The 18220-nt window shown below is 68.3% G+C and carries 15 protein-coding genes and 2 pseudogenes; 10 read left to right on the top strand and 7 right to left on the bottom strand.

Features of this window, described 5'->3' with window-relative positions; genetic code table 11:
• Positions 1-149: 149 nt before the first annotated feature.
• The gene (locus tag LK10_RS08510) at positions 150-1361 is read right to left on the bottom strand and encodes a glycoside hydrolase family 76 protein (RefSeq protein WP_043122412.1); all 1212 of its coding nucleotides are present in this window, start codon (positions 1359-1361) and stop codon (positions 150-152) included.
• 174 nt (positions 1362-1535) lie between these two features.
• Between LK10_RS08510 and LK10_RS08505 the strand changes: the two genes are divergently transcribed.
• Positions 1536-2342 carry an SDR family NAD(P)-dependent oxidoreductase gene (locus LK10_RS08505; protein ID WP_043122409.1) on the top strand — a complete coding sequence of 269 codons (807 nt, stop codon included), beginning with the start codon at positions 1536-1538 and terminating at the stop codon, positions 2340-2342.
• A gap of 20 nt (positions 2343-2362) precedes the next feature.
• Here LK10_RS08505 and LK10_RS08500 read toward each other — a convergent pair.
• Both LK10_RS08500 and LK10_RS08495 read right to left on the bottom strand, forming a co-directional pair.
• Positions 2363-3195: pseudogene (locus tag LK10_RS08500) on the bottom strand (DUF1684 domain-containing protein).
• A 263-nt stretch (positions 3196-3458) separates the two neighbouring features.
• A complete protein-coding gene (locus LK10_RS08495; protein ID WP_043122402.1) occupies positions 3459-4130 on the bottom strand; it encodes a LysE family translocator in 672 nt (223 codons plus the stop codon).
• Between the two features lie 23 nt (positions 4131-4153).
• Here LK10_RS08495 and LK10_RS08490 point away from each other — a divergent pair, with 23 nt between their 5' ends.
• On the top strand, positions 4154-4459 hold the full coding sequence (locus LK10_RS08490) for a hypothetical protein (protein ID WP_043122399.1): 306 nt from the start codon (positions 4154-4156) through the stop codon (positions 4457-4459).
• Between the two features lie 2 nt (positions 4460-4461).
• Here the strand turns inward: LK10_RS08490 and LK10_RS08485 are convergent, their stop codons facing one another.
• Both LK10_RS08485 and LK10_RS08480 read right to left on the bottom strand, forming a co-directional pair.
• Positions 4462-4968: an O-acetyl-ADP-ribose deacetylase gene (locus LK10_RS08485; protein ID WP_043122396.1), complete on the bottom strand. Its 507-nt coding sequence runs from the start codon at positions 4966-4968 to the stop codon at positions 4462-4464.
• A 94-nt stretch (positions 4969-5062) separates the two neighbouring features.
• The gene (locus tag LK10_RS08480) at positions 5063-6007 is read right to left on the bottom strand and encodes a pseudouridine synthase (RefSeq protein ID WP_043122393.1); all 945 of its coding nucleotides are present in this window, start codon (positions 6005-6007) and stop codon (positions 5063-5065) included.
• 156 nt (positions 6008-6163) lie between these two features.
• On the opposite strand from LK10_RS08480, the gene ppc reads away from it, so the two are divergent.
• The gene (ppc, locus tag LK10_RS08475; RefSeq protein WP_081998388.1) at positions 6164-9016 is read left to right on the top strand and encodes a phosphoenolpyruvate carboxylase; all 2853 of its coding nucleotides are present in this window, start codon (positions 6164-6166) and stop codon (positions 9014-9016) included.
• 164 nt (positions 9017-9180) lie between these two features.
• Positions 9181-9606 carry an Hsp20/alpha crystallin family protein gene (locus LK10_RS08470; RefSeq protein WP_043122391.1) on the top strand — a complete coding sequence of 142 codons (426 nt, stop codon included), beginning with the start codon at positions 9181-9183 and terminating at the stop codon, positions 9604-9606.
• A 34-nt stretch (positions 9607-9640) separates the two neighbouring features.
• Here the strand turns inward: LK10_RS08470 and LK10_RS08465 are convergent, their stop codons facing one another.
• Positions 9641-10300, bottom strand: a complete 660-nt coding sequence (locus LK10_RS08465; protein WP_043122387.1) for a response regulator — start codon at positions 10298-10300, stop codon at positions 9641-9643.
• Positions 10301-10543: 243 nt separating this feature from the next.
• Here LK10_RS08465 and LK10_RS20820 point away from each other — a divergent pair, with 243 nt between their 5' ends.
• The 6 genes from LK10_RS20820 (at position 10544) to LK10_RS08435 (ending at position 17342) form a co-directional block, all read left to right on the top strand.
• The gene (locus LK10_RS20820; protein WP_052207112.1) at positions 10544-10951 is read left to right on the top strand and encodes an SHOCT domain-containing protein; all 408 of its coding nucleotides are present in this window, start codon (positions 10544-10546) and stop codon (positions 10949-10951) included.
• Positions 10952-11103: 152 nt separating this feature from the next.
• Positions 11104-11745, top strand: a complete 642-nt coding sequence (locus LK10_RS08455; RefSeq protein WP_043122384.1) for a winged helix-turn-helix domain-containing protein — start codon at positions 11104-11106, stop codon at positions 11743-11745.
• Positions 11742-12464 (top strand): SRPBCC family protein, encoded by a 723-nt coding sequence (locus LK10_RS08450; RefSeq protein ID WP_043122383.1) that lies wholly within the window; start codon positions 11742-11744, stop codon positions 12462-12464. The genes LK10_RS08455 and LK10_RS08450 overlap by 4 nt, the downstream gene beginning before the upstream one ends.
• Positions 12465-12610: 146 nt before the next feature.
• On the top strand, positions 12611-13663 hold the full coding sequence (locus LK10_RS08445) for a 3-oxoacyl-ACP synthase III (protein WP_043122378.1): 1053 nt from the start codon (positions 12611-12613) through the stop codon (positions 13661-13663).
• A complete protein-coding gene (locus LK10_RS08440; RefSeq protein ID WP_043122375.1) occupies positions 13657-16353 on the top strand; it encodes an alpha/beta fold hydrolase in 2697 nt (898 codons plus the stop codon). Before LK10_RS08445 ends, LK10_RS08440 begins: the two co-directional genes overlap by 7 nt.
• Positions 16350-17342: an NAD-dependent epimerase/dehydratase family protein gene (locus LK10_RS08435; protein ID WP_043122373.1), complete on the top strand. Its 993-nt coding sequence runs from the start codon at positions 16350-16352 to the stop codon at positions 17340-17342. The genes LK10_RS08440 and LK10_RS08435 overlap by 4 nt, the downstream gene beginning before the upstream one ends.
• Here the strand turns inward: LK10_RS08435 and LK10_RS08430 are convergent.
• Positions 17335-18220 (bottom strand): annotated as a pseudogene (locus tag LK10_RS08430) (2-hydroxyacid dehydrogenase); the annotation flags it as partial. The gene LK10_RS08435 and the pseudogene LK10_RS08430 overlap by 8 nt on opposite strands.

Raw genomic sequence — 18220 nt, 5'->3', positions numbered from 1 at the left:
GGCCAGCCCGAAGGGTGCGGTGAGGCTTCGACGTCGAGGGTGGAGGCGGCTGCCTCCGAGAACGACTGTAGGTTAGCCACACCTAACCTCCGAGCGATTCTGGCCTAATTGTGGCGTAAATCACTTCAATTACGCAATTTCGGCGTGACCTAATTGCCCTTTGTGACCCTGTGCGCGGCCTCGAGCACGGTCCAGGCCTGCACTTGGGTGCACAGCTCGACGGGCTGCCCGGGCGGGTACGACGACGACGCGAGCTCGCCCGGGTGGGCCGGGAAGACCAGGTGGGGCTGCTTTTGCGAGCTCGGGTGGCGGCCGTGCTCCGGCCTTGCGTCGCGCCCCAGCCACAGCGCCTCGGCGGTGTCTCTGACGAGGCGCCCCGCCGTCGCCCGCGTTGATTCGGGAAGCCGGGAGTCGATGGCAGCGAGCCCGAGATACCGGGCGAGGATGCCCATGAAGAGGCCACCGTCGCCACCGCCGTGCGCTTTGAGGACCCGGGTTTCGGCCTTCTCCGTCCCCGTGGGTGCAACGACGACGGTGAGCTCCCGGTCGACGGCGTCGACCAGCGCGGCCGCGCGCTCGAGGTTCGCGTTTTCGCCGCCCGTATCCCCGCCCTTCGTCCCGAGTTCGAGCAGGGCGCCCAGGACCGTTCCCTGGTTGTACGCCCAGATATCCCGGGTCACGCTGGGTTCTTGGCCCTTGTTCGGCACGTGGATGCCGTCGAGGAAGAGGCCCTGTTCGGGGTCGAAGAGGGTCTCGTAGAGCCAGTCGACGAGGGATTGGGCTCGCTCATGATCGCCGGCGCGAGCGAAGAACAGGGCGCCCGGGCCGGTTGTCGCGGTGTTCTTGTATTGGCGGCGGGTGTTCCAGAACATGCCGCCGCCGAGCTCGTCTTCGCCTGCCAGGAGGCGGCGCCCGAGCTCCCGCAAGGCCGTCTCCGCAGGCGGGAGCCCATGGCCCGTGAGCCGTCTGGCGAGCGCCTCTGCACGCTGGGAAGCGAGGGCGAGCCAGGCCATGTCGTCGAAGAACATGTTGGGGAAGCGGCCGAAGTTCCGCAACCGGATCCCCCGAAGGTGCCGCTGGGCGAGGGCAAGCCACGGGGAGAGGCCTGATTGCACGGCGTCGGCCCCCTCCGCTTCGCGTTCGGCGGCGTCCACGAGGCAGTCGAGCAGATGAGCCTGCCACCAGTAGTGCCACTCACTCCACGGAAGCTGGGGGCGGTGATGCGGGTCTTGAACCCATGCGAGCCACGCGCCGCGGATGCCGAGGGGCTCGTGGCCAAAGGAGGTCGTTACGCTCTCGGCGGCGGCGTTCGCCCGCGCAGCGCTGCTCGCGGAGCCTCCGGTCTTCTCCTGATCGCTCACCCCACCACGCTAACGTCAGGGCACTAGGATGCGCCCGGAGATCAGGATTTGTAGCCAAATTGGCTACAAGGATGCAGGTAGGGCCTCGTGACGCTGCTCACCTCAGCCGTTAGGATGAGCTCGGTTAGCCGGCATTAACTCAGCCGCCTGTTCAAACTCGGAATCGGAGGACCCATGGATCTCGCTGGTGCAACTGCTCTCGTCACGGGCGGCGCCTCCGGTCTCGGCGCTGCCACCGCGCGCCGCCTGCACGACGGCGGGGCCGGCGTCGTCGTCGTCGACCTCCCGGGAAGCCGCGGCGCCGAATTCGCGGAGGAGCTCAGTGCATCACGGCGCGGGGGACCGCCCGCGCTCTTCGTCCCGGCCGACGTGACGGACGAGGCTCAGGTTGCCGCCGCCGTCGACCTTGCCGGGTCTGAGGCCTCTGGGCCCGGGCCGCTGCGCATCGTCGTGAACTGCGCCGGGATCGCGACGCCGGGCAAAGTCCTCGGGCGCGACGGCGTGCTGCCGCTCGAGCAGTTCGAGCGAGTCGTCCGGGTCAACCTGTTCGGAACGTTCAACGTGCTCCGACTTGCTGCCGCTGCGATGGTGGAAGCCGAGCCGGTCAGCACCGAGCTCGGCGGCCCCGAGCGTGGCGTCATCGTCAATACCGCGTCCGTCGCCGCTTTCGAGGGCCAGATCGGGCAGCCCGCGTACTCTGCGTCCAAGGGCGCAGTGCACGCCATGACGCTCCCCATCGCTCGGGAGCTCGCGCGTTCGCTCATCCGCGTCGTCACGATCGCCCCAGGGATCTTCGAGACCCCGATGATGGCCGGGCTCTCCGAGGAGGCCCAGGCGTCGCTCGGGCACCAGGTGCCTCATCCCGCGCGTCTGGGCCGGCCAGGAGAGTACGCGAACCTCGTGGCGCATATCGTGGACAACGCGATGCTCAACGGCGAGACCATCCGGCTCGACGGCGCGATCCGGATGGCCCCGAAGTAACCCACACCCGTCGGCCGGTGCTACTCGCCCTCGTTGAACACCTTCTCACCGGCCTCGACCGCGAGGTCGAGCGAGTTGTCCCTCACCGGCATCGGGCACGTCCCGTAGGGCGTGAAGGCGCTCGGGTAGTTGATGGACCGGTTGAAGTCGAGGATGACGCTGCCGTCGGGCCTCGGCCGGGCGGTCGTGACCTTGCGCCAGTCCTCGGTCGTGCGGCCGTTCGTCTCGTCGTGGAACGTGATCGTGAGATCGCCTAGCTTGCCCTGCTCGGCCTGGAGTCGGTACTCGTGCCCGTTCCGCCGGAACACGACCTCGCCGGCCGAGCGGTGGACGCCGTCCACGAGGGGATTCGCCGTCGAGATCGGTACTTCGCGAGGTTCAGGGTACGGCTCCCATTTGGCTTCGATGACCCACTCGGGGTCGAAGTCGAAGACCGGTACGCCGCTGAACTCGGTCCGGGTGGGTGATTGCGAGTCTCGTGTGCGGATCGCGTAGCGGCCGCCGCGCATGGCAAGCTCGACGACGATCGTCCCGTAGCGCACCCAGTTCAGGGACTCTTCATTGGACAGGTGCGCGCTGAACGTCCCGTCCACGGGATCGCCCTCCTCGTCGAAGACGAGGCCATCGTCCGCGTGGGCCGTGAGGACCGCCGTCTCGAGCCCCACGGATTCCGAGGTGGACCAGAGGCCGGGCACGAGCTCGACGGAGAGGGCTCGGGCGCGAGCCATTGGAGAGACGTGAGCGTGAGCCAGCCGTGCTCTTCGGCGAGGGCATTGTTCCGGTTCTCGCGGAAGCGCTGCCAGCGGGCGAGTTGATCGGTTTCGTTGGTGGAACCCTCAAGAGTGTCCGTCATGAACCCACGATCGCCCCGCTCGGCCCGCCCTGCAAGGGTTTCGCACGGCCGTCCCGCGCAAGCACAACCGTCGCTCCCAACCACAACCGGCCCTCGCAAGCACAACCGTCGCTCAAAGGCATAACCGTCCCGCACGCCCGGCGGTTATGCCCCTAACGGACGTTCGTGCGGAGAACCGACGGCCGTGCGGGCAACGGACGGCCGTACGGGTAACGGTCGTGCGGGCAACCGACGTTCGTGCGGGCAACGAACGGCCGTAAGCGTCACGCCACGCGCGTCTCGAGCACCGCCACCACTCCGAACGCGCCGAGCACGGTGCCGGTGACGCGATCGATCCACTTCCGGAACTTGGGCCCGTCGAGCCACTTCCGGAAGAAGTGGGCCGCGGCGACTATTGCGATGAACCAGATGACCGCCTCCACGTTGCTGACCACCGTCAGCATGAGGCCCATCCACACGGCCGGAACGCCTGGCACGAGGAATTGGGGGATGACCGCGATGCAGAACATCCCGTACTTCGGGTTGAGGAGGTTCGAGACGAGTCCCTTGGCCCACGTGCGCCCGAGCGGCTCGTAGCCCAGGCGCGGGAAACCTGCCGCGAGGGGTGACCCGTCGCCGTCGTCCGCCGTGCCCGGCGTCGGCCGTCTGAACGAGGCGCGCCAGAGGCCGATAGCGAGCCACACCATGTAGAAGGCGCCGGCCAGCCGAAGGACGTCGTAGGCGACGGTGGAAACCGTCAGTAGCGCCGAGATGCCGGTCGCCGCGGCGACGCCCCACACGAAGGCCCCCGAGATCATCCCGAGCGCGGCCGTGTACGCGTGGCGGCGCCCCTGGCTGAGGGTGTAGCGGAGAACGAGGGCGGTGTCGGTACCGGGAATCACCGTGATGAGCGCAGCGAGCGCGGCGAAACCCAGCAAGGAATTCTGGAGGGTCACCGACTCAGGATACGTTGGGCGGGATGCCAAGCTATCGCGCTGTCCTCCAGATCACAGGCCTCCGCCCCGGCCACCCTCCCGAGCGGGTCATGGAGGCGGCGCAGGAGGCGCTCGGGTCGCGGCATCTGGTCGAGGCGAGCCAGCTCGACGTCGTTCGCGGCGTCCCCCAGATCACCTTGCGCTTCTTGGTCGAGGCGGCGTCCGACGACGACGAGACCGCCGCGGCGTGGGCGTCGGCTCTCGCGATGCACGAGGCCGTGGACGAGGTCGCGACGACGGGCCGGCTGCGGGTCCTGCGTCAGCGGCGGGGGAAATGGGTGCCGGTCTAGCTTCAGGCGGCCGCGACGAAGACGTCGGCCATGTCCTCGCTGAAGAGGACGAACTCGACGAGCTCCACCTTCTGGGTGTCGGCCTCCCGGACCGCGTCAACGGCGGTACGGGCGACGACGCGCGGGTCCCACCCGTAGATCCCCGCCGAGATCGCGGGGAAGGCGACGGAGGCCGCGCCGAGGCTGTCGGCGAGGATGAGGCTTTCGAAGAAGGCGGAACGGAGGAGGTCGGGGTCGCGCTGGCCCGCGTGCCAGTTCGGGCCGACGGTGTGGATCACCCATCGGGCAGGGAGGCGGAAGCCTGGGGTCGCAACCGCGTGCCCGACGGGGAGGCCGTCGCGGTAGTCCCTGCGGCGCAGTTCCTGGCAGGCCTCGAGAAGCTCGGGACCCGCGGCGAGGTGGATGGCGCCGTCCACGCCGCCGCCCCCGAGGAGTGAGCTGTTCGCGGCGTTCACAATCGCGTCGACGGGCCGGGTCGTGATGTCGCCGGTGACGATGTCGATCTTCATGGGACCAGTGTCGCCTAGAAGTGGAAATGAGCCAATGGCTTTAGATCCGCTGAAGGAAACCGATAGTTACTTCCCTGTGGAGTCCGTGACTGTTCTAGTCAAGTTCGGCAGGAGGAGCTTCCTGCAGTTCGAGTCGGCTCCGGAATTCGGTCTCGCGATGGGTGATCGGGTCGCGGAAGCGGACGGCGCGGGCGAGGAGTTGGAGAGGGCGGCTGAAGTCGTCGGGCGCCTTGTCGAGGAGCACTGGGTAGAAGGGATCGTGCATGATTCCTGCACCGAGGCCCGCCATGTGAACGCGAAGCTGATGGGTCTTTCCTGTGTGCGGCTCGAGGCGGAACAGCGCCCGTGGATGGCCGGACGAACGGTCCAGCCGGAGGAGGCTGATGCGGGTCTCGGTGTTGGGCTCGCCCTCGACGACACTCGCGAGCAGGTAATTCCGCGATTTCACCATCCGGTTTCGCACCGTGACGGGCTCCGCGAACTGCTCGAGGAATTGCTCCTCGTCACCGACCCGTGAGACGCACTCATACTCCTTCTGCACCTTGCGCCGCTCGAAGAGCACCTGATATCGCCCCCGCGTCTCCGGGTTGACCGCGAAGAGGAGCACGCCGGCTGTCATGCGGTCGAGCCGGTGCATGGGTACGAGATCCGGGAGTCCGAGCTTGTTGCGGAGCCGGACGAGCGCGGACTCCTGGATGTAGGTTCCGCCAGGCGTCGTGGGGAGGAAGTGCGGCTTGTCCACCACCACAATGTGCTCGTCCTGGTGCAGGACCGAGAGCTCGACCGGGAGCCGCTCCTCGCTCGGCAGCGTCCGGTAATACCAGATGAAGGTGTACTCCTCGAGCGGGGTGGCCCGATGCAGGGGTGCGCCGTCCGCCCCGACGATCTCGCCGTCGTCGAACCTCTGGAGGATTCCCTCCGGATCGATGTGCCCCCAGCGGTGCAGCATGTAGTCCAGCGCGGTGTCCCAGGGCCCCTCCGTGGGCAGGCGAAGGCGCGTCGCGTTGACGCCGTCGCGCACGGGGAGGGGGGATTTCATCACCGTTTAAGGGTAGCGGGGGAAGATCGGGCAACCACCATGCGGACGCCAGCGGCGGCCCTGCGGCCGCCTGCTGTATTCTCGGGCGCTGAGAAAGTCCTCCGGCTCAAGGTATCCGGCGTTGCGTACGAGCCCCGATCCTTTAGGAGTGCCCGCATGCCGTCTTCCCCTAGCGAGCAGGACCTGACCTCCGGGTCCGAGGCGGCCGCTGGCCCCACCGGCCCAGCTGCGGAGCTGCGCGCCGACGTCCGGCGGGTCTCGACGCTGCTGGGCGCCTCGCTCGTCCGGCAGCACGGCCCGGAGCTCCTGCGCCTGGTTGAAGAGGTCCGGCTCCTCACGAAGGAGTCCAAGGAGGCGGCACGCGGCGGCGCGGGCGCGCTCGGCCCGTGGAACGCGGCCGACGTCGCAGCCCAGGTCCGCGAGCTCCTCGCCTCCCTGCCGATCGACGAGGCGACCGAGCTCGTGCGCGCCTTCGCGTTCTACTTCCACCTTTCAAACGCGGCAGAGCAGCTGCACCGCGTGCGCGAGCTCGAGTCGCGCCCCGAGAACTCCGGGTGGCTTGCGACTGCAGTGCGGGACATCGCGGAGCAGGCGGGCCCGGAGGTCCTCCGGGAGGTCGCGGCGTCGCTCGATGTCCGCCCCGTCTTCACGGCGCACCCCACCGAGGCCTCGCGGCGGTCCGTGCTCGACAAGCTGCGCGCCGTCTCGAAGGTCCTCTCGGTGCCCTCGACCGAGGGAACCGAGCTCCGGCGTCGTCAGGATCGCCACCTCGCCGAGATCATCGACCAGATGTGGCAGACGGACGAGCTGCGGCAGGTGCGCCCCACGCCCCTCGACGAGGCACGCAACGCCGTCTACTACCTCGGCCAGATCCTCGGCGGACCCCTTCCCGAGGTGCTCGACGAGCTCTCAGGCCTCCTCGCCGAGCACGGTGCGACCCTGCCCTCGACCTCGTCGCCGCTGCGGTTCGGCTCATGGATCGGCGGTGACCGGGACGGCAACCCCAACGTGACCCCCGAGGTGACGCGGGAGATCCTCGCGCTTCAAAGCCAGCAGGCGGTCCGCATCGCCGTCCAGCTCATCGACGAGCTCATCAGCGTGCTCTCCAACTCGGCGGCGATCGCCGGCGTCGAGCCCGAGCTGCTCGAATCGATCGACGCCGACCTCGCCAAGCTGCCCGGGCTCGACAAGCGCGTGCTTGAGCTCAACGCGCAGGAGCCTTACCGTCTCAAGCTCACATGCATCAAGGCGAAGCTCCTCAACACGGGCCGTCGCATCTCCGCGGCCACTCCCCACGAGCCGGGCCGCGACTACGCCGCGACCTCGCAGCTCGCCGAGGACCTCGCCGTGCTGGACCGTTCCCTCCGCGAGCACGCGGCACAGCTGGTGGCCGACGGCGCGCTGGCCACCGTGCGCCGCGTCGTCGCCTCGTTCGGGCTGCACCTTGCGACGGTCGACATCCGAGAGCACGCGGACTACCACCACGAGGCAGTCGGCCTGCTCCTCGATCCGCTCGGCGAGCTCTCGCGGCCCTACCTCGACCTCCCGCGCAACGAGCGCAGGCGCGTCCTCGCGCTCGAGCTCGGCAGCCGCCGTCCTCTGTCCGGCCATCCCGTCGAGCTCCCCGGCCATGCGGCGCGCGTGTACGAGACGATGCGCGTCATCCGCCAGGCCCGCCGCGTCTACGGTCCAGATGTCATCGAGACGTACATCGTGTCCATGACTCGCGGCGCCGACGACGTCCTCGCACCTGCGCTGCTCGCCCGCGAGGCCGGCCTCGTTCGGCTGTTCGGCGAGGCGCCATACGCACACGTCGGCTTCGCGCCCCTGCTCGAGACCGTCGACGAGCTCCGCGCGTCCGCCGAGATCATCGACCAGCTCCTCTCCGAGCCGGCGTACCGCGAGATCGTCCGCCTCCGCGGCGACGTGCAGGAGGTCATGCTCGGCTACTCCGACTCCAACAAGGAATCGGGCGTCCTCACGAGCCAGTGGGAGATCCACAAGACGCAGCGCAAGCTGCGCGACGTCGCAGCGCGGCACGGCGTCCGGCTCCGCCTCTTCCACGGCCGCGGCGGCTCGGTAGGCCGCGGTGGCGGCCCGACTTATGACGCGATCATGGCCCAGCCCAACGGCGTCCTCGAGGGCGAGATCAAGTTCACGGAGCAGGGCGAGGTCATCAGCGACAAGTACTCGCTGCCCGAGCTCGCGCGGGAGAACCTCGAACTCTCCCTTGCCGCCGTCATGCGCGCCTCGGCCCTGCACCGCGCCCCCCGCACCACCAACGACGAGCGTGAGCGCTACGGCGAGCTCATGGACCTCATCTCGGACGCGGCGTTCGAGCGCTACCGCAAGCTCATCGATGATCCGGACCTGCCGGCGTACTTCGTGACATCGACTCCCGTGGAGCAGCTCGGGCAGCTGAACATCGGTTCGCGCCCGTCGAAGCGCCCGGACTCTGGGGCGGGGCTCGAGGGGCTGCGGGCCATCCCGTGGGTGTTCGGCTGGACCCAGTCGCGGCAGATCATCCCGGGCTGGTTCGGCGTCGGCTCCGGGCTACGAGCGGCGCGGGAAGCGGGGAAGGACGCGGAGCTGCGGGAGCTCCAGGAGCGCTGGCCGTTCTTCCAATCGGTCATCTCCAACGTCGAGATGACGCTCGCGAAGACGGATCTCGAGATCGCTTCGCATTACGTCTCCTCGCTCGTACCCAAGGAGCTGCACCACATCTTCGAGGACATCCGGGCCGAGTACGAGCTGACCGTCGTCGAGGTCGAGCGCCTGACGGGTGAGCGGGACCTCCTCGAGGCGACGCCGACCCTCAAGCGGACGCTCGAAATCCGCGACCAGTACCTCGACCCCATCAGCTACCTCCAGGTCGAGCTCCTGCGGCGCATCCGGGAGAGCGCCCCCGAGGCTGGGCAGCCGGGGGAACGGGAAATTGACGAGCGGCTCCAGCGTGCGCTCCTCATCACGATCAATGGCGTCGCTGCGGGGCTCCGGAACACGGGGTGAGGGCTCGTGGACTCGGCGGTGAGGCGCAAATTCCGGACGGCGCTTTCCTAGGGCACTTGGCCTCTTAACATTGCCCCCGCTCTCGCCCAAGCTGTTGTGGAACGGGTCAAGTGCCCGTGTCCGAGAGGGCGGCTCCAACAGTGAGGGAAAGAGGTAATGCCGTCATGTCAGATCTGACCAGGTGGTTCGATTCCCGGCGGTCGCCGTTTGACCTGTTCCAGCGACTGTTCGAAGGCGATGCCGTCGCTTCGGCGGAGATCAGGGTCGAGGAATTGGTCGACGACGGAAAGCTCGTCGTGCGGGCCGAGCTCCCCGGGATCGATCCCGAGACGGATGTGGACGTCAGCGTCTCGGAAGGGCAGCTCCGCATCGCGGCCCATCGCGAGGAACGGCAGGAGGAGAAGGAGAAGGGCGGTTACCGGACAGAATTCCGCTACGGTTCCTTCACCCGGACGCTCGCCCTTCCCGAAGGCGCCTCCGCGGACGACATCACCGCGACCTACACCGACGGAGTGCTCGAGATCCGCGTCCCAATCCCGGAGCAGAAGCCGGCGCGGCTATCGAACAAGATCGAGGTCAAGCGAGGCTGAGGGCCAGCACTCTCAAGCGGCGAATCTCTTTCAACTAGTGCGCGGCGGGGTGGTTCCGCGCGATGAACAGTGCGGCCTGCGTCCGCCGCTCGAAGCCGAGCTTTGCGAGAAGTGAGGAGACGTAGTTCTTCACCGTCTTTTCGGCAAGGAACAGTTCGTTTCCAATCTCACGGTTCGTCAGGCCTTGGCCGATCAGCTCCAGGACGCGCCGCTCCTGAGGGCTGAGGAGGGCCAGCCGAGGGTCCATCTTGTGCATGGGCGAAAGCTTGTCGAGGACCTTCGCGCGGGCTTCGGGGCTGAAGAGGGACTGGCCGGCGGCTGCACGGCGGAGAGCGGAGACGAGCTCCGTCCCCCGAATCTCCTTGAGCACGTACCCGCTCGCCCCGGCGAGGATCGCGCCGCGAAGCGACTGGTCGTCGTCGTAGCTTGTGAGCATCACGCAGGGGAGCGACGGGTCGACGGCATGCACGTCCCGGCACACCTCGATGCCCGTACCATCGGGAAGCCGCACGTCGAGAACCGAGACGTCCGGGTGGAGCGCAGGGATTCGCCGGGCTGCTTCGGCCGCGCTCCCCGACGTTCCTATGACCTCGAATCCCTCGTCCTCGAGCAGTTCCTGCAGGCCACGGCGCACGAGTTCGTGGTCGTCGAGGATGAAGACCCGCAGCCTTGCCGAGGGCCCCGGGCCCTGCATTCCCCGTGCTGCATCCCGTTCCACGGCGTTCCTCCGTCCGCCCGAAGCTGATCCCGTCTTCGGGCCCAGTTGCCTCATTGTGTACCTGTCAAGAGCTGGGGACTAGGGACTTAGGGCCGACGGTCTTACGCTGGCATCACGACGCTTCGACGTCACGACAGCCCGTTCCGGCGCTGGCGGACGCCCCGCGACGTGGTTCGTTCGAGCCTGGAGGTTTCGATGCTTCCTTGGGGCGGAGTAGGGATGGGCGGCGGTCTGTTCGTCGCGATCCTGCTCCTGATTGTCATTGCCCTGCTCGTGGTGATCGCCGTGCGGCTGTTCATGCATGAGCCGTGGCACGGCCAGGGGAGCATCCCGCCCGGGGCGGTGCCGCCTCTGCCCGGCCACCCTCCCGGACAGTACCCGGGACCTGAGCGGGGAGCGGGGAACCCCTCGCGACAGTACCCGGACCCCGAGCAGAGCGCGGGGAACCCCTCGCGACAGTACCCGGGCCCCGAGCAGGGCGCTCCGGGTCCTACAGCCCCAGTCCCGCCAATTCCTTCGCCTCCCGGCAGGAGCCGAGCGCGGCGGATCCTCGACGAGCGTCTCGTGAGCGGCGAGATCACGCCCGAGCAGTATCGGGAGCTCAAGCAGACCCTCGAGGAGCAGTAGCCCCGCTCCCGCCCACTTGTGTTTTCCCAATCAGTCGGCCACGCGGCGCGGCGGCCGCTGCCACGCGCCTAGCTGGCCCAGAAGTGGGACGGAACGCACCGAAAGCAGACTCGTCCTTGACAAATAAGTTTGTCGGTAGCGACACTTAAGGCATGCAAGACGTAGTCGTGATCGAGGATCCCGCCGCAGCGGCGGCCAGCCTCGACCCGCTCAGGGCGAGGCTCCTTCGGGAACTCGTAACGCCCTCCTCGGCCGCCGGACTCGCGGGGAAGGTGGGCCTGCCGAGGCAGAAGATCAACTACCACCTGCGGGCCCTCGAGGAGCACGGCCTCATCGAGCTGGTCGAGGAGCGCCGCAAGGGAAACGTCATGGAGCGCGTCCTCCAAGCAGCAGCGGCCTCATACGTCATCTCGCCGGCGGCGCTCGCCGCTGTCGAGCCGGACCCCACGCGCTACCGTGACCGCTTCAGCGCCTATTGGCTGCTCGCGCTCGCCTCGCGCATGGTCCACGAGGTAGGCCGCCTCATTGTCGGGGCAACCGCAGCGAAGCAGCAGCTTGCGACGTTCGCGGTGGACGGTGAAATCACCTTTGCCTCTGCGGCGTCCCGCGCGGCTTTCGCCGAGGAACTGGCGGCCGACGTCGCGCGGCTCGCCACCAAGTACCACAACGCGGATGCGCCGGGCGGCCGGCCGCATCGAGTCATCGTCGCCCTCCACCCCAGCCTGAAGAAGGATTCCCGCTCCGAACAGGGCGCGTCCCTTGAAGCATCAGAAAGCCAGGAGATTCAGCCATGAACCACGAATTCACGATCGTCCACGACGGTGTCCTCCGGGCCACCCCCGAGCAGATCTGGAAAGCCGTCACCGACGACACCGCGGCCTGGATGTTCCCGACCGACCAGTGGCCGGCTGTCCGGACGGTCGACGAGTACCCGACCCATCTCGTTTCCCGAATGGAGGGTCCCAACGGCTGGTACAACCAGCTCGAGCATGTCATCACGCCGGGGCCGGACGGTGCCGAGCTGCATTATGTCCACTCCGGCGTCATGACCGATAACTGGGAGCAGCAGTACGACGGCGCGTCCAAGCACACCGTTTTCTACCACCACACTCTGGGGCAGTATCTCGAGCACTTCTTCGGCCGTGCGGTGGCATTCAGCGACGTCCGCGGCCCTGACGCGGCCGCGGAGCCAGACGCATTCAAGCGGTTCGTTGCCGAGCTCGGCCTCGACGGCGCGATCGAAGGCGAGAAGCGCGATCTTGAACTCCCAGGTCTCGGTGCGTTGGCGCCGACCCTCGTCGAGACGACCGTGGACTTCCGCAATGAGAACTTCCTTGGGCTCCGGACGCCGGATGCGATGATTCGGGTCTTCGGCCGCAACGCATTCGGGGACCGCGTGGGCCTCACGGTTCACGACTTCTCGCTTGATACGGCCTCAGCGGACGAGCGCGCAGCCCGCGCCGAGGCGAACACGTCGGCGTTCACCGAATGGCTGGCCGAGCTGTACGCCTAACCCTTTCCCCTAGCATCTCCCGCGTTCACGTCGCGGCGCTTCCGGCCGTGAAATATCCAACTACCGCCTCGGAGGGGCATAGTTAAGCTCTTGGGTTTGCGCTTCTGTCTTGGGTTGGTGCCTCTCTGGGTACAGTCACGGCATGAATGCAGCACGGAAACGAACAGGGGCTTGACTTGGCAGGGAATGCGACCTTCCGGCATACCAACACTGCGCTGCTTTCGGTGAGCAGCGTCGAAGCTCCGAGGATCGTGAGTTCCACGCATTTCGACGACAGGCTGGCACCGACCCTTCGACGGCTGAAGTTCCCTCCCAGACTGCTGGAGCGCGTCGCCGGAATCACGCACCGCCGCTGGTGGGCCCCCGGCACCTCGTTCGATGATGCCGCGATCGAGGCCGGTGCGAAGGCCTTGGCCGAGGCTGGCGTTGAAGCGACCGAAGTCGGCCTGCTGATCAACACCTCTGTCACGCGGCGCAATCTCGAGCCGTCCGTCGCGGTGAAGATCCATCACCGCCTGGGCCTGACGTCCTCGGCCATGAACTTCGATCTGGCCAATGCGTGCCTTGGATTCGTGAACGGCATGATCCTGGCTGCCAACATGATCGACTCCGGCCAGATCAAGTACGCCGTGATCGTCAACGGTGAGGACTCCCAGGCCGTCCAGGAGACCACTCTGGCCCGATTGCAGCGGCCTGAGACCACGCGTGAGGACTTCAACCGGGAGTTCGCCACTCTCACCCTCGGATCTGGGGCTGCCGCAGCGGTCCTGGGCCCGGCGGACGCGCACCCCGGAGGGCACCGGCTCGTCGGAGGCGTGATGCGTGCTGGCACCGAACATCACGAACTGTGCGTGGGAGGCGTCGACGGCATGAGCACCGATGCGAAGGGCCTGCTCGACGGGGGCCTTCAGCTCGTCGTCGAGGCTTGGCGCGAAGCCCAGCCGGAGTGGGACTGGGCGGCCATGGACCGCTATGTCACGCATCAGGTCAGCAACGCCCACACGCAAGCGATCATCAAGGCAATTGAGCTGAACCCGGACAGGGTTCCGATCACCTTCCCGTACTGGGGCAACGTGGGCCCTGCCTCGCTCCCCATGACGCTTGCAGCCGAGGCGCAGTCACTCACCTCGGGGGACAGGGTCCTGTGCATGGGCGTCGGCTCGGGGCTGAACACCGGCATGGTGGAAATCGTTTGGTAGGCAGCAACCGTCCCGGGCTCGATCCCGAGTGGTCCCGGACAATCTTCGTAAAGTCGACGTCCGCCGTCGATGCGCCAGGCACTGAGCGCCGCTGGCATTTGCTGGACAACGCTGCACAACTCTCCCGCCGTGGTCTAGCGGCAAGGGGCACCCTCCTGTGCGTCCACGGCAACCCAACCTGGTCCTACCTATGGCGAACGCTGCTGGCCGCGGGATCCGACCCGGCCCATCCGTGGCGCGTCGTGGCGGTGGACCAGCTGGACATGGGCTATTCAGAACGCACCGGCACGTTCCGGCGCTTGGAGGACCGGATCAACGACCTGGGCGACCTTACGGACGCCTTGGACCTGCAGGGGCCCGTCGTCACGGTGGGCCACGACTGGGGCGGGGTGGTGAGCCTGGGCTGGGCATTGGCGCACCCGCAGCACCTCGTTGGTGTGGTACTCACCAACACCGCCGTCCACCAGCCCTCCGGTTCGAGGATCCCACCTGCGCTGCAGCTCGCCCTGCACCCTGCCGTGCACCGGTGGGGCACGACGACGTCGGACGCCTTTCTTCGGGTGACCCACGCCTTGGCGAGCCCGCCGCTGGCTCCCGAGGTCCGAAGGGCCTACATGGCCCCCTACCGGGGAGCCGCCCGGAGGGCCGGCGTGGGAAACTTTGTTGCCGACATTCCGGTGGATGCTTCCCACCCCAGCTTCCCGACCCTCAACGGCGTTGCGGAAGGGGTGCGCGGGCTGAAGGTTCCGGCCCTGATGCTCTGGGGTCCACGCGATCCCATCTTCTCGGACCGGTACCTCAAAGACCTCATCGACCGCCTTCCTCACGCCGAAGTGCATCGCTTCGAAGGCGCGGGGCACCTCGTCGCCGAAGACCGAGACATTGCCACACCCCTCTTCGAGTGGCTGGCCATGCAGGGCGGTCACCCCGGAGGCGATTTTCCGACGACGGAGGCCGCACCGACCGATCGCCAGCTGGCGAACGAGCAGGCTGAGTCGGAGCCGGAGGGATTCCGGGCGCTTTGGGAGCTGCTCACTGAGCAGGCAGCAGGGCCGTCCGCGGACGAGACCGCCATCACCGAAATGGCGCCGGAGGGCACGCCGGCCCGCTCGCTGAGCTGGAAGCAGCTGGAGCGGAACATCCTGGACCTCGCTGCGGGGCTGCGGGAAACCGGGGTGCGGAGCGGCAGCCGGGTGAGCCTCATGGTTCCGCCCGGGGTGGACCTGACCGTAGCCCTTTACGCCTGCCTGAGGCTGGGTGCGGTGGTGGTAGTGGCCGACGCCGGATTGGGAACCAAGGGCTTGAGCCGCGCCGTAAAGGGGGCGACGCCCGATTTCCTCATAGGGATCGACAAAGCGCTGGCAGCCGCCCGGGTGCTCGGCTGGCCCGGACGGCGCATCAGTGTGCGGGACCTCCCGCCCGCCGTCGGCCGATTCCTCGGCGTCGAAACCTCCCTCGCGGCGTTGGCCCGGTCCGGTGCTGAACTCGATCCAGGCCGCCCGATGCCGAGCGTGGACCCGACGGCCCCGGCTGCCGTCCTCTTCACCTCAGGCTCCACCGGTCCTGCCAAGGGCGTGCTCTATACCCATCAGCAGCTGGGCGCCATGCGGGACACGGTGGCCAAGACGTTCGGGATCGGCCCCGGTTCGCGGCTGGTCGCGGGCTTCGCCCCGTTCGCCCTGCTGGGCCCCGCTCTGGGAGCAGTTTCGGTGACGCCCGCCATGGACGTCACAGCGCCCCGCACCTTGACGGCCCGCTCCCTCGCGGACGCCGCTGCGGCGATCGACGCCACCGTAGTCTTCGCCTCGCCTGCGGCGTTGCGGAACGTCCTTGCCACGCGGGATGGCCTGGATGGGGCTGGGCATAGAGCTCTCGAGCGTGTCGCCGTGCTGCTGTCTGCGGGGGCGCCCGTCCCCGAACCGCTTCTGGCGGAGGTGCAGCGGCTGCTGCCGCGGGCCTCGCTGCACACCCCCTACGGCATGACTGAGGCATTGCCGGTCACCGACATCAGCCTCGAAGAAATCCAGGCGGCCGACGCCGAAGCCACTGCTGGCAGCGTGGCGGGAGCAGGCAATGGCGTGTGCGTGGGGAGGGCAGTGCACGGCGCCCGCATCGCCGTCGTCCCGCTGGCCGCGGACGGAACCGCTCCCGGTCCCCACCCCGTGACGGAGGCCGGCGTGACCGGCGAGATTCTGGTGAGCGCCGCGCACGTCAAGGAAGCCTACGACAGGCTCTGGGCCACCCAGCGGGAGAGCAGCAGCCTGCCCGGCTGGCATCGCACGGGCGACGTGGGGCACTTCGACGCCGCGGGGCGGCTGTGGGTGGAGGGACGTCTCGCCCACGTCGTGACTGCGCCCGGCGCCGTCGTGACGCCCGTGGGCCCCGAACAGGCTATAGAACGCCTGGACGGCATCCGGCTGGCCGCTATTGCGGGAGTCGGACTGGCAGGAACGCAGGCCATTGTCGCCGTCGTCGAGACCGTGCCTCCCGCCCGCAAGGCCGGCCCCGCTGACCGCCAGCTTGCCGCGCGCGTCCGCTCGGCCGCCCTCGAGGCTGGCGTCAAGGTCTCCGCTGTGCTCGTGGTTCCCGCGCTGCCCACGGACATCCGGCACAACGCCAAGATCGACAGGACTCGCCTTTCCCGCTGGGCTTCCCGAGTCCTGGCCGGTGGCCGCCAGGGAGAGCCATGAGGGTTCTCGTCACCGGTGCGAGCGGGTTGCTCGGGCGGGAAGTGGCGCGGCTCCTGGTCAGCCAGGGCCACGCCGTGACCACGTTCCAGCGCCGTCCATCAAGGGTCGACGGCGCTGCTGACTTCTGCGGGTCCGTCACCGATGATGAAGCGGTCTCGGCGGCGGTCCAGGGGGCAGAAGGAATCATCCATTTGGCGGCGAAGGTTTCCTTCACGGGCCATGCCGCCGAGTTCGACGAGGTGAACGTCGAAGGGACCCGACGTCTTCTCCGCTCCGCCCGCGCGGCCGGAGTGCGGGACTTCGTGTTCGTCTCCTCCCCGTCCGTGGCGAACTCCGGCGCCGCCATCGCGGGCCTCGGCGCCGAGCCGGCAGACCCCCAGCACGCACATGGCGACTACTCCCGCACCAAGGCCGAGGCGGAGCTGCTGGCCCTGGCGGCGGACGCTCCGGAATTCCGCGTCGCCGCGGTGCGCCCGCACATCGTCTGGGGCCCAGGCGACACGCAGCTCGTGGAACGCGTCCTGGAGCGTGCCCGGCGCCGTCGTCTGCCCCTGCTCGACTCGGGTGCAGCTCTCATCGACACGACCTACGTGGACAACGCAGCCTCGGCCATCGTCGCCGCGCTGCACCGCATGGAGCATGTCCACGGCAGGGCTCTCGTCGTGAGCAACGGAGAGCCCCGCCCGGTAGGCGAGCTGCTGGCAGGCATCTGTGCCGCAGGGGGCGCCCCCGCGCCGTCGTGGTCGGTCCCCGGCAGGGTGGCGCGGGCCGCTGGTGCCGTGGTGGAAAAGCTCTGGACCTGGGCCGGGCGGAAGGAGGAGCCGCCCATGACCAGGTTCCTTGCCGAGCAGCTCTCGACCGCCCACTGGTTCGACCAGCGCGAGACCCGTGAGCTCCTCGACTGGACCCCCGCCGTCTCGCTCGACGAGGGGCTCGCGAGGCTGGCCGAGCACTACGGTTCCCGGCCACGAGATCCTTCCCCTAATTGATGGGTGTCGGCGGTCGCTCGCCGTTGAGCACGGCGAGCGCGTTCTCGGCGGCGAGCATCGCCATCGCGGTGCGTGTCTCCACCGTGGCGGAGCCCAGATGCGGCAGGAGCACCACATTCTCGAGCTCGAGCAACTCGGGGTGCACTCGAGGCTCGTGCTCGTAGACGTCGAGTCCCGCCCCCGCGATTCGTCCCTCGCGAAGAGCGGATGCGAGCGCCGCTTCGTCGACGATCGGTCCGCGCGCAGTGTTGACGAGGTACGCCGAGCTCTTCATCGCCGTGAGCTGCTCGGCGCCGATGAGGTGATGCGTGGCGGGCCCATAGGGTCAGTGCAGCGAGACGACGTCGGAGACTGCGAGCAGTTCGTCGAGATCGAGCCGCCGGGCGCCCAGTTCCGCCGCGATGCCCGGATCGAGCTCGCTGCGCGATTGGTAGACGATTTGCATGCCGAAGGCCTTGGCCCGGCGCGCGGTCGCCTGCCCGATGCCGCCCATGCCGACGACGCCGAGGGTCTTGCCCTGCAGGCTGCTGCCGAGCAGGAAGAACATGCCCCACTTCCAGGCTTGGCCCGAGCGGATGAGCCGTTCCCCCTCGCCGAGCCGGCGGGTCGCCATGAGGACGAGGCCCATCGCAATGTCGGCGGTGGCGTCGGTGAGCACACCTGGCGTGTTGGTGGCGACGACGCCGCGTTGGGTGCAGGCTGGCACGTCGATGTTGTCATAGCCGACTGCGACGTTCGCGACGACCTTGAGCTGCGGTCCGGCGGCGTCGAGCAGCTCGCCGTCGATGCGTTCGGTCAGCAGGCTCACGACGGCGTCGGCGCCGGCTACCCGGCGCAGGAGCTCCTCGCGGCCGATCGACTCGGGGGCAGTCCAGGCA

Source organism: Sinomonas humi, from assembly GCF_000802235.1.
Taxonomy (GTDB): domain Bacteria; phylum Actinomycetota; class Actinomycetes; order Actinomycetales; family Micrococcaceae; genus Sinomonas; species Sinomonas humi.
The sequence above is the reverse complement of the archived record's forward strand: the minus strand, read 5'-3'. Positions and strand labels throughout refer to the sequence as shown.

What these genes read in the sequence shown, in the direction of transcription:
- LK10_RS08505 (WP_043122409.1), top strand. Translation starts at nt 1,536, where the DNA reads ATGGATCTCGCTGGTGCAACTGCTCTCGTCACGGGCGGCGCCTCCGGT.
- LK10_RS08490 (WP_043122399.1), top strand. Translation starts at nt 4,154, where the DNA reads ATGCCAAGCTATCGCGCTGTCCTCCAGATCACAGGCCTCCGCCCCGGC.
- LK10_RS08485 (WP_043122396.1), bottom strand. Translation starts at nt 4,968, where the DNA reads ATGAAGATCGACATCGTCACCGGCGACATCACGACCCGGCCCGTCGAC.
- LK10_RS08480 (WP_043122393.1), bottom strand. Translation starts at nt 6,007, where the DNA reads ATGAAATCCCCCCTCCCCGTGCGCGACGGCGTCAACGCGACGCGCCTT.
- ppc (WP_081998388.1), top strand. Translation starts at nt 6,164, where the DNA reads ATGCCGTCTTCCCCTAGCGAGCAGGACCTGACCTCCGGGTCCGAGGCG.
- LK10_RS08470 (WP_043122391.1), top strand. Translation starts at nt 9,181, where the DNA reads ATGTCAGATCTGACCAGGTGGTTCGATTCCCGGCGGTCGCCGTTTGAC.
- LK10_RS08465 (WP_043122387.1), bottom strand. Translation starts at nt 10,300, where the DNA reads ATGCAGGGCCCGGGGCCCTCGGCAAGGCTGCGGGTCTTCATCCTCGAC.
- LK10_RS20820 (WP_052207112.1), top strand. Translation starts at nt 10,544, where the DNA reads ATGGGCGGCGGTCTGTTCGTCGCGATCCTGCTCCTGATTGTCATTGCC.
- LK10_RS08455 (WP_043122384.1), top strand. Translation starts at nt 11,104, where the DNA reads ATGCAAGACGTAGTCGTGATCGAGGATCCCGCCGCAGCGGCGGCCAGC.
- LK10_RS08450 (WP_043122383.1), top strand. Translation starts at nt 11,742, where the DNA reads ATGAACCACGAATTCACGATCGTCCACGACGGTGTCCTCCGGGCCACC.
- LK10_RS08445 (WP_043122378.1), top strand. Translation starts at nt 12,611, where the DNA reads ATGCAGCACGGAAACGAACAGGGGCTTGACTTGGCAGGGAATGCGACC.
- LK10_RS08435 (WP_043122373.1), top strand. Translation starts at nt 16,350, where the DNA reads ATGAGGGTTCTCGTCACCGGTGCGAGCGGGTTGCTCGGGCGGGAAGTG.